General features: G+C 76.2%; 14 protein-coding genes. 5 read left to right on the top strand and 9 right to left on the bottom strand.

The window, feature by feature from the left end; all coding sequences use genetic code 11:
- The first annotated feature begins 40 nt into the window (after positions 1-40).
- Both ATL51_RS05715 and ATL51_RS05710 read left to right on the top strand, forming a co-directional pair.
- The gene (locus ATL51_RS05715) at positions 41-889 is read left to right on the top strand and encodes an ABC transporter ATP-binding protein (RefSeq protein WP_100877911.1); all 849 of its coding nucleotides are present in this window, start codon (positions 41-43) and stop codon (positions 887-889) included.
- 4 nt (positions 890-893) lie between these two features.
- The gene (locus tag ATL51_RS05710) at positions 894-1,748 is read left to right on the top strand and encodes an ABC transporter permease (RefSeq protein WP_083474056.1); all 855 of its coding nucleotides are present in this window, start codon (positions 894-896) and stop codon (positions 1,746-1,748) included.
- 32 nt (positions 1,749-1,780) lie between these two features.
- Here the strand turns inward: ATL51_RS05710 and ATL51_RS05705 are convergent, their stop codons facing one another.
- The 5 genes from ATL51_RS05705 to ATL51_RS05685 form a co-directional block, all read right to left on the bottom strand.
- Positions 1,781-2,623, bottom strand: a complete 843-nt coding sequence (locus ATL51_RS05705; protein WP_100877910.1) for an alpha/beta hydrolase family protein — start codon at positions 2,621-2,623, stop codon at positions 1,781-1,783.
- A 31-nt stretch (positions 2,624-2,654) separates the two neighbouring features.
- Complete coding sequence (locus ATL51_RS05700; RefSeq protein WP_073575057.1) at positions 2,655-3,281, bottom strand: TetR/AcrR family transcriptional regulator; 627 nt, start codon at positions 3,279-3,281, stop codon at positions 2,655-2,657.
- A complete protein-coding gene (locus tag ATL51_RS05695) occupies positions 3,274-5,235 on the bottom strand; it encodes an MFS transporter (RefSeq protein WP_301548907.1) in 1,962 nt (653 codons plus the stop codon). The genes ATL51_RS05700 and ATL51_RS05695 overlap by 8 nt, the downstream gene beginning before the upstream one ends.
- Before the next feature lie 90 nt (positions 5,236-5,325).
- A complete protein-coding gene (locus ATL51_RS05690; protein WP_100877909.1) occupies positions 5,326-6,633 on the bottom strand; it encodes a sensor histidine kinase in 1,308 nt (435 codons plus the stop codon).
- Positions 6,630-7,292 carry a response regulator transcription factor gene (locus tag ATL51_RS05685; RefSeq protein WP_167409965.1) on the bottom strand — a complete coding sequence of 221 codons (663 nt, stop codon included), beginning with the start codon at positions 7,290-7,292 and terminating at the stop codon, positions 6,630-6,632. Before ATL51_RS05685 ends, ATL51_RS05690 begins: the two co-directional genes overlap by 4 nt.
- A 123-nt stretch (positions 7,293-7,415) precedes the next feature.
- Here ATL51_RS05685 and ATL51_RS05680 point away from each other — a divergent pair, with 123 nt between their 5' ends.
- Genes ATL51_RS05680 through ATL51_RS05670 form a run of 3 tightly spaced genes read left to right on the top strand, consistent with a single transcriptional unit; the run spans position 7,416 to position 11,115 of the window.
- On the top strand, positions 7,416-8,459 hold the full coding sequence (locus ATL51_RS05680; protein WP_100877907.1) for an extracellular solute-binding protein: 1,044 nt from the start codon (positions 7,416-7,418) through the stop codon (positions 8,457-8,459).
- A 2-nt stretch (positions 8,460-8,461) separates the two neighbouring features.
- Positions 8,462-10,051, top strand: coding sequence for an ABC transporter permease (locus ATL51_RS05675; RefSeq protein ID WP_301548906.1), 1,590 nt, complete (start codon positions 8,462-8,464; stop codon positions 10,049-10,051).
- Positions 10,048-11,115 (top strand): ABC transporter ATP-binding protein, encoded by a 1,068-nt coding sequence (locus tag ATL51_RS05670; protein ID WP_100877906.1) that lies wholly within the window; start codon positions 10,048-10,050, stop codon positions 11,113-11,115. Before ATL51_RS05675 ends, ATL51_RS05670 begins: the two co-directional genes overlap by 4 nt.
- Positions 11,116-11,134: 19 nt before the next feature.
- Here the strand turns inward: ATL51_RS05670 and ATL51_RS05665 are convergent, their stop codons facing one another.
- From ATL51_RS05665 to ATL51_RS05650, 4 genes are all read right to left on the bottom strand, one after another.
- A complete protein-coding gene (locus tag ATL51_RS05665; RefSeq protein WP_100877905.1) occupies positions 11,135-12,082 on the bottom strand; it encodes an acyl-CoA desaturase in 948 nt (315 codons plus the stop codon).
- Positions 12,083-12,158: 76 nt separating this feature from the next.
- The gene (locus ATL51_RS05660; protein ID WP_073575052.1) at positions 12,159-13,238 is read right to left on the bottom strand and encodes an LLM class flavin-dependent oxidoreductase; all 1,080 of its coding nucleotides are present in this window, start codon (positions 13,236-13,238) and stop codon (positions 12,159-12,161) included.
- Positions 13,239-13,880 (bottom strand): isochorismatase family protein, encoded by a 642-nt coding sequence (locus ATL51_RS05655; protein WP_100877904.1) that lies wholly within the window; start codon positions 13,878-13,880, stop codon positions 13,239-13,241. It lies immediately after the preceding gene.
- Positions 13,877-14,533, bottom strand: a complete 657-nt coding sequence (locus ATL51_RS05650; protein ID WP_062402948.1) for a GntR family transcriptional regulator — start codon at positions 14,531-14,533, stop codon at positions 13,877-13,879. The genes ATL51_RS05655 and ATL51_RS05650 overlap by 4 nt, the downstream gene beginning before the upstream one ends.
- Positions 14,534-14,603: the final 70 nt, after the last annotated feature.

Genomic DNA, 14,603 nt, shown 5'->3' with positions numbered 1-14,603 from the left:
GACGACACGACGGTCCCCGGCAGCGGAGCAGGAGACGAGCATGACCCAGGAGACAGCGACACGGGCGACGGCGACCCGTTCCGGGGTGCACGCGGCCCCGACCGGGGGCGCGGTCGGCCTGCGGGTGTCCGGTGTGGACAAGGTGTACCCGACCCGGCGGGGGGAGGTGCGCGCACTGTCCGGGATCGACCTGGACGTCGCCCGCGGCGAGTTCGTCTCGCTGGTCGGGCGCTCGGGCTGCGGCAAGACGACGCTGCTGCGGATCCTGTCCGGCCTGCTCGCCCCGTCCGCGGGGCTGGTCGAGGCGGGCGGACGGCCCGCGTGGGCCGCCGGCCGTCGTGACGACGCGGTCTTCGCCGAGTTCGGCCTGGTGTTCCAGGAGGCGAACCTGTTCCCGTGGTTCACGATCACCGACAACGTCGCGCTGCCGCTCAAGCTGCGGGGGGTACCGCGTGCCGAGCGTCGCGCCCGGGCCGCCGAGCTGTGCGCCACCGTCGGGCTCGGCGGATTCGAGGACTCCTACCCGCGGGAGCTGTCCGGCGGTATGCGCCAGCGGGCCGCGATCGCCCGCGCCCTGGCCTGCGACCCGTCGGTGCTGCTGATGGACGAGCCGTTCGGCGCGCTGGACGCCCTGACCCGCGACCGGATGAACCTGGAGCTGCAGCAGATCCACGCGGTCTCCGGCGCCACCGTCGTGTTCGTGACCCACTCGATCCCCGAGGCGGTGTTCCTGGCCGACCGGGTCGTGCTGCTGACCCCGCGCCCGGGACGCATCCGGTCGATCACCACGATCGACCTGCCCCGGCCGCGGTCCGCCGCGACCGAGACGACACCGGAGTTCGGCGCGCTGGTCGCCGGGCTGCGCACCGAGCTGGACCGGGAGGACTGAACCGATGACCACGACCGAACGGCCCGCTCCGGCGACCGACCCCGCCACCCCCGTGACCGACCCCGGCGGCCCCGAGAAGGAGTCGCCCTGGCTGCGGCGCCTGCCGTGGATCTCCGGGCCGGTGCTCCTGCTGCTGCTCGTGGGGGCCTGGCAGTTCACCGTCTCGGTGGTCGGGGTCTCGGAGTTCATCCTGCCCGCACCGGCCGCCGTCGTCGGCGCCCTGGGGGAGCTGCTGGCCGACCCGGCGATCTGGGGCCACATCGGCGTGACGCTGCTGGAGGTCCTCGTCGGGTTCGGCGCCGCGCTCGTCGCCGGTGTCTGCGTCGGCGCACTGCTCGGGCGGATCGAGTGGCTGCGCCGCGCGGTGCAGCCCGCCCTGGTCGCGCTGCAGGTCGTGCCCAAGGTGGCGTTCGTGCCGATCTTCGTGATCTGGTTCGGCTTCGGGCCCACCTCGAAGATCATCATGGCCGGGCTGCTCGCATTCTTCCCGATCATGCTCAACGTGATGCTCGGGGTGCGCTCGGTCGAGCGTGGGCACCGCGACGTCATGACCGGGCTGGGCGCCTCGCGCTGGGCGACGTTCCGGAACCTGGAGCTGCCCGCGACCCTGCCGTACGTGTTCGCCGGTGCCGAGGTCGCGATCGTGTTCTCGGTGATCGGTGCGATCGTCGGTGAGTACCTCGGCGGCAGCGCCGGGCTCGGCTACCTGGTGGTGTCGAGCCTCAACGCCCTCGACGCGCCACGCCTGTTCGCGGTGATCGTGCTGCTCGCGGTGCTGGGGTCACTGCTCTACCTGATGGTGACCACCGCGAAACGCCTGGTCATCCCGTGGCACGAGTCGGTGAACACCGGGGTCTGAGCCGCAGCGCCCGCACGCCGACGCCGCCGGGGTCACGCCCCGGCGGCGTCGCGGGCCCAGCCGGTCAGCACCGGCACGACGACGTCGAGTGCGCCCGGCTCGCGGGCCCACCCGAAATGCGGGCGTGCCGCGGGCACGTCGAGCCGGTGACGGGTCACCGTGGCCGCGCCGAACATGTCCAGCAGCGCGTCGACCGAGGCGGGCGGGGCGAGCCCGTCGCGCTCGAACCCGATCCCGAGGACCGGCAGGTGCACCGCGGCGATCGACGGGGTGTGGTCGACCCGCGGCGTGCCGAACGCGAGCCGCCCGGTGCGGGCCCACCGGCCCCAGTCGCGCATCTGCCCGCGGGCCTCCCGCCCGGCGAAGCCGACCCGATCGCCCGGGAAGTGTCCGAGCAGCATCGCCGCGGCCACGACGGCCTGGGTCCGCAGCAGGTGCGCGGGCCCCCAGACCCGCCAGTCGACGCTGCCCGACCCGACGAGGGCGACACCGTCGACGCGGTCGGGATGCCGCGCGGCGTACGCGGTGGCGAGGTGCCCGCCGAGGCTGTGCCCGACGACGAACACCGGCGCGCCGGGCCGCTCGGAGTGCACCGCCTCGACGGCGGCGGCGAGGTCGCCGACGAGGTCGTCGTAGCCGAAGTCGTGGCGGCGCCCGGGCGGGGGAGCGGGCCGGGCCTGGTGTCCGCGCAGCTCGGTGACCGCGGCGGCGACGCCGGCGTCGGTCAGCGCCGTCAGCAGCGGGGTGTAGAACGACGCCCGCATCCCCATCGCGGGCACGACCAGCAGCACGGGTGCACCGGGGTCGGGCACCGGGTGCAGGGTCAGCTCCAGCGGTGCCGGGGCCGGGCGGTCCAGAACGGTGGTGACGGGCACGCCGGTGATCCTCTCCCGGCCGCCCGCCGGGTCAGGCCGGGGCCCCCGCCAGGGCGCGCAGGCCGGCGTCGAACACGGCCATGGCCTCGTCCACCAGCTGGGTCAGCGACGGCGAGCGCGGGTCCGTGCCGTGGTCGCCCAGCCAGTGCTGCACCGCGACGCGCAGCCCGGTCACCGCGGCGGCCGCGGCCAGGGTCGGGTAGAGGTCGCGGGCCGGGTCGGACCCGGTCCGGGCGACGACGGCGTCGGCCAGCGCCCGCTCCTGGGCGGCGAACGCGGCCATCTGGTGCGCGACGATCGTCGGGTGCCCCCGCAGCGCCCGCAGCGCCTGTACCCGGTCGAGATAGCCGGGGTCGGTGACCACGGCGCGCAGCGCGTGCCGCAGCGACTCGGTGACCGGCTCGTCGTCGGGTCGGGCGGCGAACGCGGTCAGCAGGGTGTCCGCCGACGACGCGTTGCCCGCGACGACCGCCTCCTCCTTCGAGGTGAAGTAGTTGAAGAAGGTGCGGGGCGCGACGTCGGCGGCGTCGGCGATCTGCTCGACGGTCACCGCGTCCGGGCCGTGCGTGCTGCACAGCCGCAGCGCGGCGCCGGCGAGCGCGGCCCGGGTGGCGGCCTTCTTGCGCTCGCGACGCCCGGGGGCGGCCTGCTCAGCCACGGTCGGCCCCCGTCCGCTCGCGCTCGGGCGCCTCGATGACCGAGACGAGCTCGTGCCGGCCCGGATGCCCGTCGGTGGTGCGTGTCGTGCCGGCGGTGGGCGTGCCGTCCGACAGGTCGACGTCGAGTCGGAGCCCGTCCGCGCCGACGGTCACCCGGCGCGCGGCGGGACGGCCCTCCCAGCGGTACACGGTGGACACGATGCCGGTGGCGACGCAGATGCGGTAGTGCCCGTCGGCGTCGGCGCGGGTGCGGCCGACCTCGTCGCCGGTGACGTCGAGGACGGTCAGCACGGCGCCGCCCGCCGGGGCGCCGTCGGCCCGCACGAATCCGTGCAGCACCGGACCGCTCGGCGGGGCCGGGGTGGTGGCCGGGGCACCGGCCGCGGGGTCGGCGGGCTTCTCGATGTCGAGGGTGTCGCGCAGCGGGACCTCGCGCAGGGCCAGGATCGCCAGCAGGGCCAGGAAGGCCAGCGGCGCGGCCACCAGGAAGATCATCGAGGTGGCGTGGCCGTAGGACTCCATGACGATCGATCGGACCGGCTCGGGCAGGTCGGCCAGGTTCGGCACCTGTCCGCCGCCGACGGCCGCCCCGCCGTCGACACCGGCGTCGGCCAGCCCGGCCGCCGTCCGGGACCCGACCACGGAGGCGAGCAGCGCGCCCAGCCCCGCGACGCCGGCCGAGCCACCGAGCGAGCGGAAGAACGTCACCGTGGAGCTCGCGGCGCCCATGTGCCGCAGCGCGACGGTGTTCTGCACGGCGAGCACCAGGTTCTGCTGCGTGGTGCCGACGCCGATGCCGACCAGTGCCATCGCGACCGCGACCAGCCAGTACGGCGCGGTGGAGGAGATGACCGCCGCCCCGAGCGACAGACCCGCGGTCAGCGAGACCGCGCCGCCGACGAGGTAGCGCTTCCAGACGCCGGTGCGGGTGATCAGCTGGCCGGCCACGTTCGACGCGCCGAACATGCCGACGATCATCGGCAGGGTGAGCAGCCCGGCCTCGGTGGCGCTGGCGCCCCGGGCGAGCTGGAAGTACTGGGACAGGAAGATGGTGGAGCCGAACATCGCGACGCCGACGAACAGGCTCGCGACGGTGGCGAGCACGACGGTGCGGTCGCGGAACAGGAACGGCGGCACGACCGGGTCCGTGGCCCGTCGCTCGACGACGATCGCGCCCACCAGCAGCACCAGGCCGGCGCCGATCAGGCCGAACGAGGTCGGCGAGGCCCAGCCGAACTGCTTGCCGGCCAGCGAGGTCCACAGCAGCAGCGCCGACACCGCGGCGGCGATGAGGGTGGCGCCCAGGTAGTCGATGCTGGGGCGCTCGCCGTCGACGCGGACGGGGGTGGGCACGTTCAGGGTGCGCTGCAGCACGAGCAGTGAGAGCGCGGCCAGCGGGACGCCGACGAAGAAGCACCAGCGCCAGCCCAGCGGCGAGTCGACGATGATGCCGCCGAGCAGCGGACCGCCGACGACGGCGATCGACATGATCCCCGAGAGGTAGCCCATGTAGCGGCCGCGCTCGCGCGGGGTGATGATCGCCGCGATCACGACCTGGGTCAGCGCCTGCAGCCCGCCCATGCCGAGGCCCTGCAGGACCCGGAAGCCGATGAGCTGCCCGGTGGAGACCGCCAGCCCGCAGAGCAGCGAGCCGATCAGGAAGATCCCGATCGCGGCCTGGACCAGCAGCTTCTTGGAGTAGAGGTCGGCGAGCTTGCCCCAGATCGGGGTCGAGGCCGTCATCGCCAGCAGTGACGCCGAGACCACCCACGTGTACTCGGCCTGGGTCCCGCCGAGGTCGCCCAGGATCCGGGGCAGCGCGTTCGACACGATCGTGCTGGACAGCACGCCGACGAACAGCGCCATCAGCAGGCCGGTCAGGGGGAGCAGTACGTCGCGGCGGTGGGCCGCGGCCTCCTCGGGGGTGCGCACGGGGCGGGTAGTTGACGTCACGCAACGAGTCTGGCCCAAAGATGCAGCCTGTGCAACTTTGCCGAACGTGCGTCGGCGCACACCGTGCACCGATGCGGCGCGGCGGCCGGCTCAGCCGCGGCGGGGGAGCACGACGGTGACGGTGCTGCCCCGGTCCGGCGCGCTGCGGACCTCCAGGGTCCCGCCGGCGTCGGCCACCGCGCGGCGGACGAGCAGCAGCCCGATGTGGCCGGGTGCCGGGCCGCGGCCGGGGTCGAAACCGGTGCCGTCGTCGGTCACGGTGAGCCGGGCCCGGGCGGCCGCGACGTGCAGGCCGACCTCGACGGTGCGGGCACGGGCGTGCGCGCGGGCGTTGCGCAGCAGCTCCGAGGCGACGCGGTGCAGCAGGACCGCGCCGCGGTCGTCGAGGGTCCCGGCGGGGTCCCCGGTCGTGACGACTGCCGCGGGCGGGTCGCCGCCGGCGGCGAGCGCGGCCAGCGCGGCGGGCAGACCGGCGGCGTCGACGTCGGCCGGGTGCAGGGCGTCGAGCACCGACCGGATCCGGACGACGCCGTCGCCGACCGTGGCCCGGGCCCGGTCCAGCAGCTCGGGCCGGGCCGGGGCGAGGTCGAGCATCAGCCCGGCGCCGGCCAGGGTCGGCAGCACGTCGTCGTGCAGGCGGCGGGCCAGGTCGCGGCGGGCGAGCTCGCCGGCGGCCAGCCCGTACAGGGCGGCGTCGCGGCGCTCGGTCCGCTCGCGCTCGCGACGCCGCGCCAGCGCCACCGACAGCGGCAGGACCGCGGCCGCGACGAGCAGCATCCCGGCCACCGCGGGCGGCAGCAGCAGCCCGACGGCGTGTGCGGTGGCCCCGTCGACGTCGACCGGGACGTAGACCTCCAGCCGGGCCGGACGCCCGGCACCGTCGGTGAAGCCGAGGAAGACCTCGCGGAGCCCGTCACCGCGCTCGTAGCGGTGCTCGCCGTCGTCGGGAACGGGGAGCACCACCGCGGCGCCGCCGTCGAGCCGGGCGGCGAGGACGGGATCGAACCGGCGGGTCAGACCCTCGATGCGGGCCTCGTCGGAGAACACCAGCCGCGCCGTCGGGCCCTCCACCAACCACACCTTGACCCGGCTGACCATCCCGGTCGCCCGGAACGGCGCGAGATCGGCCAGCAGCCGTTCGCGGCCGGCGGGCCCGGCGGTGGCGAGGTCGCGGTCGGCCAGGCCGACGACGACGGCCGTCGCCACCCGTCGCGACACCTCCTCGGCGCGCCGCTCGGCCTCGGCGTGGGCCAGCCACCAGACCCCGGCGGCGACCAGCGCGCACACCAGCGCGACCGCGGCGGCGGTGACGACCGCGTGCCGCGCCAGGGTGCGGGCCAGCAGCCGCCGGTCCGGACCGGCGACGACGTCCGGGCCTGCGGTACCGGGTGCGCTCACGGCACGGGCTGCCCGGCGGCCCGGGGGACCGGTTCGCCCCCGGGGTCGAGTGCGACGAGCCCGAGCCGCTCGGCGGCGACGACGGCCTCCAGCTGCGAGCGGGCGCCGAGCTTGCCGAGCAGCGCGCGGACGTGGTCGCGCACGGTGTGCGGCGACAGCCGGTGCGCCGCAGCGATCCGGGTGACGTCGCGGCCCCCGGCCAGCCCGCGCAGCACGTCGAGCTCGCGTGGGGTCAGCCGCGGCAGGGTCGCCCCGGTCGGTTCGGACGCGGCGGCGGGCGGGTGCGCGGTGCCGCCCGCGGCGACCGTCCGCACGGCGGCGACGATCCCCGCCAGCGGGGTCTGCTTGCCCAGGAAACCGGCCGCGCCCGCCTCGAGGGCCTCGCGGGCCGGACCGGGCCGCGGGTGCGCGGTGAGCACCAGGGCGCGGGCCCCGGCGGCGTGGACGTCGCCGAGCAGGGTCAGGCCGCCCCCGGGCAGGCGCACGTCGAGGACCACGACCTGTGGCGCCCGCCGGGGGTCCGGGCCGGCCAGTGCGGCCCGGGCGGTCACCGCGTCGTGCGCGACGCCGACGACCTCCGCGTCACCGTGGACGGCGAGGCCGAGCGCGAGCAGGTCGGTGTACGACCGGTGGTCGTCGACCAGCAGCACCCGCAGCACCTGCGCGCACCCCCTCAATTCTCGGGAGATCAGGACGTCCTCGCCAGAGGTTAGCCTCCCCTCGCTCGAAAAGGGACCGACCCGGCGAACCGGGCGGATCCCCCATGCACCCCGGAGGACCACGTGACCCCATCGACGACCCGACCGACCCGGCGCGGCGTGCTCACCGGCGCCGTCCTGGCCGCCACCCTGCTCGTCGCCGGCTGCGGCGGCGCCCCGGCCGACCCGGCCCCGGTGGCGGGCGACGGGCCGCGCACCCTGACCCTGTACTCGGGACGGGAGGAGGACCTGGTCGGCCCGCTGCTGGCGCAGTTCGAGCAGCAGTCGGGGATCACGGTCGACACCCGCTACGGCTCGACCACCGAGCTCGCCGCGCAGCTCGCCGAGGAGGGCGGCGCGACACCCGCCCAGGTGTTCCTCTCCCAGGACGCCGGCGCGCTGGGCGCGCTGGCCGGGGCGGGCGCTTTCGCGCCGCTGCCCGAGGAGGTGCGTGGCGCGGTCACCGCGCCCTACACCGCCACCGACGGCACATGGACCGGGCTGACCGGCCGGGTCCGGGTCGCGGCCTACAACACCCGGGTGCCCGAGGCCGAGGTCCCCGCCGACGTCACCGAGCTCACCGACCCGCGCTGGCGCGGCCGGGTCGGCATCGCCCCGACCAACGCCTCCTTCCAGGCCTTCGTCACCGCGCTGCGCGTCCAGGAGGGCGACGCCGCCGCCCGCGCGTTCCTGGAGGGACTGCGCGCCAACGAGGTGCAGGTCTTCCCGCGCAACACCGCGATCCTGGAGGCCGTGGACAGCGGCGTCGTCGACGTCGGGCTCATCAACCACTACTACGTGGCCGCCGCCGAGACCCCGCCCGCGAACACCGCGCTGAAGTTCGGCGCGCCCGGCACCGCGAGCGCGCTGGTGAACGTCACCGGCGCCGGGATCCTCGCCGGGGCCGCGGAGTCCACCGAGGCCCGGGAGCTGCTCCGGTTCCTGGTGTCGCCGCAGGCCCAGGAGTACTTCGCCCGCGAGACCGGCGAGTACCCGCTGGTGGCGGGCGTCGCCGGGCCCGCCGGCATGCCCGCGCTGGCCGACCTGCGGGCGCCGCGGCTCGACCTGGCCGACCTGGAGGACCTCGACGGCACGACGCAGCTCATGACGCAGGTCGGGCTGCTCTGACCGTGCTGCTGCGCCGGTCCCCGCCCCGCACCGCGCCGGCCGGCCCGCCGGCCCCGGTGCGGCGCCGGCGACGACCACCCCGTGCCCTGCTGGGCGCGGCGGTGGTCGTCGCCGCGTGCGCCGCGCTGCCCCTGGTGTGGCTCGTCGTCCGGGTCGCGGGTGCCGACCCCGGGCGGGTCGCCGCGCTGCTCGCGCGCGAACGGACGCTCACCCTGGCGCTGAACTCGGCGGTGCTGGTCGCCGTCGTCGGCGCCGGCTCCCTGCTGCTGGGCCTCGCGACGGCGACGGCGCTGGTCCGCGTGCGGCTGCCCCGACCCGGGCTGTGGTGGGTCCTGGCCGCGCTGCCGCTGGCCGTTCCGTCCTACCTGCTCGCGTTCGCGGTGCTCGCGATCCGGCCCGAGGCCCGCGGTCTCGGCCCGCTGGCCGTCGTGCTGGTGCTGGCCTGCACGCCGTACGTGACGCTGCCCGCGGCCGCCGCCCTGCGCGCCGCCGACACCGGGCCGGAGGACGCCGCCCGCACCCTCGGCCTCGGCCCGGTGAGCGCGTTCTGCCGGGTCACGCTCCCGCAGACGCTGCCCGCCGCGCTGGCCGGGACGCTGCTCGCGGCCCTGTACACCCTCGCCGACTTCGGGGCGCCCGCGCTGCTGCGCTACGAGTCGTTCACCTGGGCGGTGCAGGCCGCCTACGAGGGGACCGTCGACCGGACCGGCGCGGCGGTGACCGCGCTGGTCCTGGCCGCCGCGACGCTCGGCCTGGTCGCGGCCGAGCGGGCCGCCCGGCGCCGCTTCACCGGGGCCCGGGCGGGCACCGCGCCGACCGCGGCCGTGCCGGTGCGGCTGCGCCCGGCCGCCGGCGCCGCGGTCGTCGCCGGTCTGGGCGCGGTCGCGGCGGTGACGCTGGTCGGGCCGCCCGCGGTGCTGGCCGGCCGGGTCGTCGCCGCCGGCGGGGTGGACGCCGACCTGCCGCGGCTGGCCGTCGCGGCCGGGTGGACGCTCCTGCTGTCCGGTGCGGCCGCGCTGCTGGCGGTGGCGATGGCGCTGCCGGTCGGGGTGCTCGCGGCCCGGTACCGGTCCCGCGCGGTCGCCGCGACCGAGTCGGTGGCCTACCTCGGGCAGGGGCTGCCGGGGGTCGTCGTCGGGCTGGCTCTGGTGTTCCTGTCCCTCGTGCTGGTCCCGGCGCTCTACCAGACCGCGGCGGTGCTGGTGTTCGGATACGCGATCCTGTTCCTGCCCAAGGCGCTCGGTGCGACCCGCACGGCGGTCGAGCGGGTGCCGGTCGAGGCCGAGGAGGTCGCTCGCACCCTCGGCCGGACGCCGTGGTCGACCTGGTGGTCGGTGACGGCGCCGCAGGCCGCGCCCGGTGTGGCCGCCGGCGGGCTGCTCGTGGCGGTGACGGCGATGAAGGAGCTCCCGGCGACGCTCATGCTGCGCCCGACCGGGATCGACACCCTGGCCACCCGGTTGTGGTCGCAGACCTCGCTCGGAGCCTTCGGCGCGGCCGCCCCCGCGGCGCTGGCGCTGCTGCTGCTGGCGTGCGTCCCCGCGGCGCTGCTGGTCCGGGCCACCGCGGGCGTGCCGGGAGGAGAGCGATGAGGACCGGGTTGTCGGTGCGCGGGCTGCGGGCGGCCTACGGCCGGGACCCGGTGCTGCACGGGATCGACCTCGACGTCGCTCCGGGTGAGCTGGTGTCGGTGCTCGGCGCGTCGGGCAGCGGGAAGACGACGCTGCTGCGGGTGGTCGCCGGGCTGCACCGGCCCACGGCCGGGACGGTGCACCTCGACGGCGAGGACGTCACCGCCGTCGCGCCGGAGCGGCGCCGGGTCGGGCTCGTCCCGCAGGAGGGGGCGCTGTTCGCGCACCTGACCGTGGCCGGCAACGTCGGGTTCGGGCTGCGTCGCGGGCCCGGCCGGCGCCCGGCCGCCGCCGCGCGCGGGCGCGTCGCGGAGCTGCTGGCGCTGGTCGGCCTGACCGCCGAGGCCGACCGGCTGCCACACGCCCTGTCCGGTGGGGAGCGCCGCCGGGTCGCCCTGGCCCGGGCGCTCGCGCCGGACCCCCGGGTGGTGCTGCTCGACGAGCCGTTCTCCGCCCTCGACGCCGGGCTGCGCGAGCAGGTCCGCGGGGAGGTCGTCGCGGCGCTGCGGGCCGCGGACGCCACCGGGGTGCTCATCACCCACGACCGGCGGGAGGCGCTGGCGGTCAGCGACCGCGTCGCCGTCCTGCACGACGGCCGCCTGGAGCAGACCGCACCGCCGCGCGAGCTCTACGCCGCCCCCGCCTCGGCCCGGGTCGCCGGGTTCGTCGGCGACGCGGTGCTGCTGCCCGCCCGGGTGGAGGCCGGCACGGTCACGACCGCGCTGGGCGCCGCACCCTGCCGCACCGCGGACGTGCCGGCGGCGCCGCTGGTGGCGGTGCTGCGCCCCGAGGAGCTGGAGCTGGGCGGCGCCGACGGTCCCGGCGCGCCCGGCCGGGTCGGCTCCGTCGACTTCGTCGGCGACGCCGTGCTCGTCACCGTGCTGCTCGACGGGCGGGTCCCGGACCGGGGCACCCTGCTGCGGGTGCGGGCCGGGACGGACCGGGTGCCGCACCCCGGCGACCGGTGCCGCGTGCGGTCGCGGGGTGCCGTGCACGTCGTGCCCGCCGTCCCGGGACCCCGCTGAGCGGGACACCCGGGCCGGTTCAGGCGGCGGCGGGCTCGTCCGGCCGGGCGGCCAGCTTCGCCAGCCGCTTCTCGGTCGGCCAGCGGACGTTCCACGCCCACCCGAGCTTCTCGAACAGCCGGATCGTGCCGGCCGAGATGTCGATCTCGCCGCGGCCGACGCCGTGCCGGGCCGAGGTGGGGTCGGCGTGGTGCAGGTTGTGCCAGGACTCGCCCATGCTGGGGACGGCGAGCAGCCAGACGTTGGTGGAGCGGTCCCGGGCCCGGTACGGCCGCTCACCGACGAGGTGGCAGATCGAGTTGGTCGACCACGCGACGTGGTGCGACACCGCGATCCGGACCAGCCCGGCCCAGAAGAACGCGGTGAACGCGCCCCACCAGGACCAGGTCACCAGGCCGCCGACGACGCCGGGCCCGAACACGGACAGGATCGTCAGGACGGTGAAACCGCGGTGGACCCGGTCGATGTCGGGGTCGGCGAGCAGGTCCGGGGCGAAGCGGCGCTGGTCGGTCAGCGACCGGTCGAAGATCCAGCCCATGTGGGCGTGCCAGAAGCCGCGGACCAGCGCGGCGGGGGAGGTGCCGTAGCGCCACGGCGAGTGCGGGTCGCCCTCGGCGTCGGCGTAGGCGTGGTGACGGCGGTGGTCGGCCACCCAGTGCCGGACCGGCCCCTGGACGGCGAGGCTGCCCGCGACGGCGAGCGCGATCCTCAGGGGCCGGTTCGCGGTGAACGAGCCGTGGGTGAAGTAGCGGTGGAAACCGACGGTCACCCCCAGCATGGACACGACGTACAGGGCGAGTGCGAGGCCGGCGTCGAGCCAGGTCAGGCCCCAGCCCCACGCGAGCGGGACCGCGGCGACGAGCGCGATCGCCGGGACGATCGCGAACGCGTAGACGAACAGGTGCGGAACGGGATGCCGGAGCCGGTCGGAGAAGTCGGAGCGCGGCGCGGGCCGGGTGTCGGTCACACCCCCCGATGGTTCCGGCTCGCACCAGAACGGACAGTGGGGACAACCCCCCTCACTCACCGTGAGTGGGGTCTCCTCAGGTCGTGGCGGGCTGGGCGGCCTCCCGTAGCAGCGGCTTCACACGCTCGCCGAACTTGGTGACGCCGTCGACGAAGTCGGGCCAGGTGAGCAGCGCCCCGTCGATGCCGGTGGTCGCGGCGATCTCGTCGAGCTGGGCCGCGACCCGCTCGTAGGAGCCCTTCACCACCGGCAGTGACAGGAAAGCCATGTTCCCCTCCGACGCGGGACGCTCCAGGGACGCCAGCAGCTGGGCCGAGGTGCCGTCCGGGTTGGTGTCCAGCGACGCCCCGGTGGTCATGTAGCTGATGGCCTCGAGGTCGGCGTTCTCGACGATGTGCGCGCACAGCCGGTCGGCCTCGTCGTCGGTCTCCTCGGCGATGATGCAGTACAGCGCGTAGGTGCCGACGTCGCGGCCCGCCTCGTCGCCGAGCCGGCGCACCCCGGCGGCGATGTCCCCGACCTTGGAGCGCTCGGCCATGATGAAGTTCCGGTCGCCGTGCTCGGCGGTGAACGCCTGGCCCGCCGGCGACTGGCCCGCGCAGACGATCGTCGGGGTGTGCAGCGGCTTGGGGCGCATGTCGGCGTCGTCGAAGGAGAAGAACTCGCCGGAGAAGGTCGTGGTCCCCTCGCTCCACAGTGCCCGCAGCGCCCGGACGTACTCGGCGGCGTAGGCGTAGCGACGTTCGAAGTACTCGTCGCCGGGCCACAGCCCCATCTGCGTGTACTCGGGCTTGTTCCAGCCGGTCACGATGTTGAGCCCGCAGCGTCCGCCGGAGATCTCGTCGATCGTCGCGACCATCCGGGCGGCCATGATCGGGTGGGTGGCCAGCGTGGTCACCGACGGGTAGAGCCCGATGCGCTCGGTCACGGCGGCGAGCCCGCCGAACAGGGTGAAGGACTCCAGGCACTCGCCCCAGAAGTCGCTCGGCCCGCCCGACCCGCGGTGCTTCATCATCGAGAGCACGAAGTCGAGGCCCTGGCGCTCGGCCTCCTGGGTGATCGCCACGTTGTGGGCGAAGCTCGGCCGGTACTGCGGGCTGCCGGTGGACAGGATGTAGCCGTTGGTCGCGTTCGGGATGAAGACGCCGTAGTGCACTCAGACCTCCGGGGTGGACAGCTGTGTGACGGTGCTGGGCAGGTCGGCGACGTCGGCGTACTTGGCGTCGAGGTCGGCGAGGTTGCGGGCGTGGACGCCGGCGTCGCGGTCGGCGCAGGCGTCGGCGACGACGACCGGGCGGAACCCGGCGGCGAGCGCGTCGGTGGCGGTGGCGCGGACGCAGCCCGACGTCGACACCCCCGTGACGACGACGGTGTCGACCCCGCGGGCCCGCAGCGTCGCGGCGAGCGAGGTCCCGGCGAAGGCGGACGCGTGCTGCTTGGCCAGCAGCGTCTCGCCCGGCGCCGGGTCGAGGACGAGCCGGCCCCAGTCCCCGGGGGCGCCCTCGGCGAAGCAGGACAGGGCGGGGACCTTCGCGGCGAAGAACCCCGCGTCGGCGAGGTCGGCGGCGTAGCGCACGACGGTCCAGACGACCGGGTGCCCGCCCGCGCGGGCCGCGGCGACCACGGCGTCGCAGCCGCCGGTGACGCGCTGCGCGGTCGCGGCGTCCCCGAGGAAGAAGGGCCCGTCCGGCTCGGTGTAGGCGGCCACGAGGTCCACCACGACGACGGCCGGTGCCGCGCCCCAGCCGACCCGGCCCGAGAACGGCGCACCGTGCGGTCCCGACCCGGCCCCGGTCACCGGCGGTCCCCGGTCATCACGGCGCGGGCGTTGGCGATGTGGCTGACCATCACCGCGGAGGCCCAGCCGCCGTCCCCGGCGCGCAGTGCGGCGACGATCTCGGCGTGATGGGCGAGGCTGCGGGCCAGCGACGCCGCATCGTAGGTGTGGAAGGTGCGCAGCACGACCGGTGCGTGCACCACGCCGGCCAGCGCGGAGGCGAGCGCGGGGGTGTCGGCGATCTCGAGCAGCCGGGCGTGGAACCGCCGGTTCAGGGCGACCAGGGCGTCGAGGTCCTGCCCGGGGCCGGGGCCGCCGACGGCGAGCATGCGGCCGGCGAGGTCGTCGAGCTCGTCGAGGTCGGCGGCGGTCGCGCGGGCGGCGGCCAGCGCCGTGGCCCGCGGCTCCAGCGCGGTGCGGACCCCGAAGATGTCGTCGAGGTCGGCCTCGGAGAACGTGGCGACCCGCGCACCGCGGTGCGGGTGCAGCTCGACCAGCCCCTCCGCGGCCAGCCGGGACAGCGCCTCGCGGACCGGGGTGCGCGACACCCCGAGGCGGTCGGCGAGCTCGACCTCGCCCAGGTGGGCGCCCGCGGCCAGCGCGCCGGTGAGGATCTCCTCGCGCAGCGCGGCCTGGGCGCGCTCGGAGGCGCGCCGGGGAGTCGTGTCGACCATCGTCACCTCCGGCGTTGGGCTGTATGCAACCTACGAGTGCCGCCGGTCACGCACAAGGCTCCACCTGTTG

The sequence above is a fragment of the Pseudonocardia alni genome (assembly GCF_002813375.1).
Lineage (GTDB): Bacteria > Actinomycetota > Actinomycetes > Mycobacteriales > Pseudonocardiaceae > Pseudonocardia > Pseudonocardia alni.
This window is presented reverse-complemented; position numbering and strand designations above follow the sequence as displayed.

Coding starts and splice junctions, on each gene's coding strand:
- ATL51_RS05715 (WP_100877911.1), top strand. CDS start 41: ATGACCCAGGAGACAGCGACACGGGCGACGGCGACCCGTTCCGGGGTG.
- ATL51_RS05710 (WP_083474056.1), top strand. CDS start 894: ATGACCACGACCGAACGGCCCGCTCCGGCGACCGACCCCGCCACCCCC.
- ATL51_RS05670 (WP_100877906.1), top strand. CDS start 10,048: ATGAGGACCGGGTTGTCGGTGCGCGGGCTGCGGGCGGCCTACGGCCGG.
- ATL51_RS05650 (WP_062402948.1), bottom strand. CDS start 14,533: ATGGTCGACACGACTCCCCGGCGCGCCTCCGAGCGCGCCCAGGCCGCG.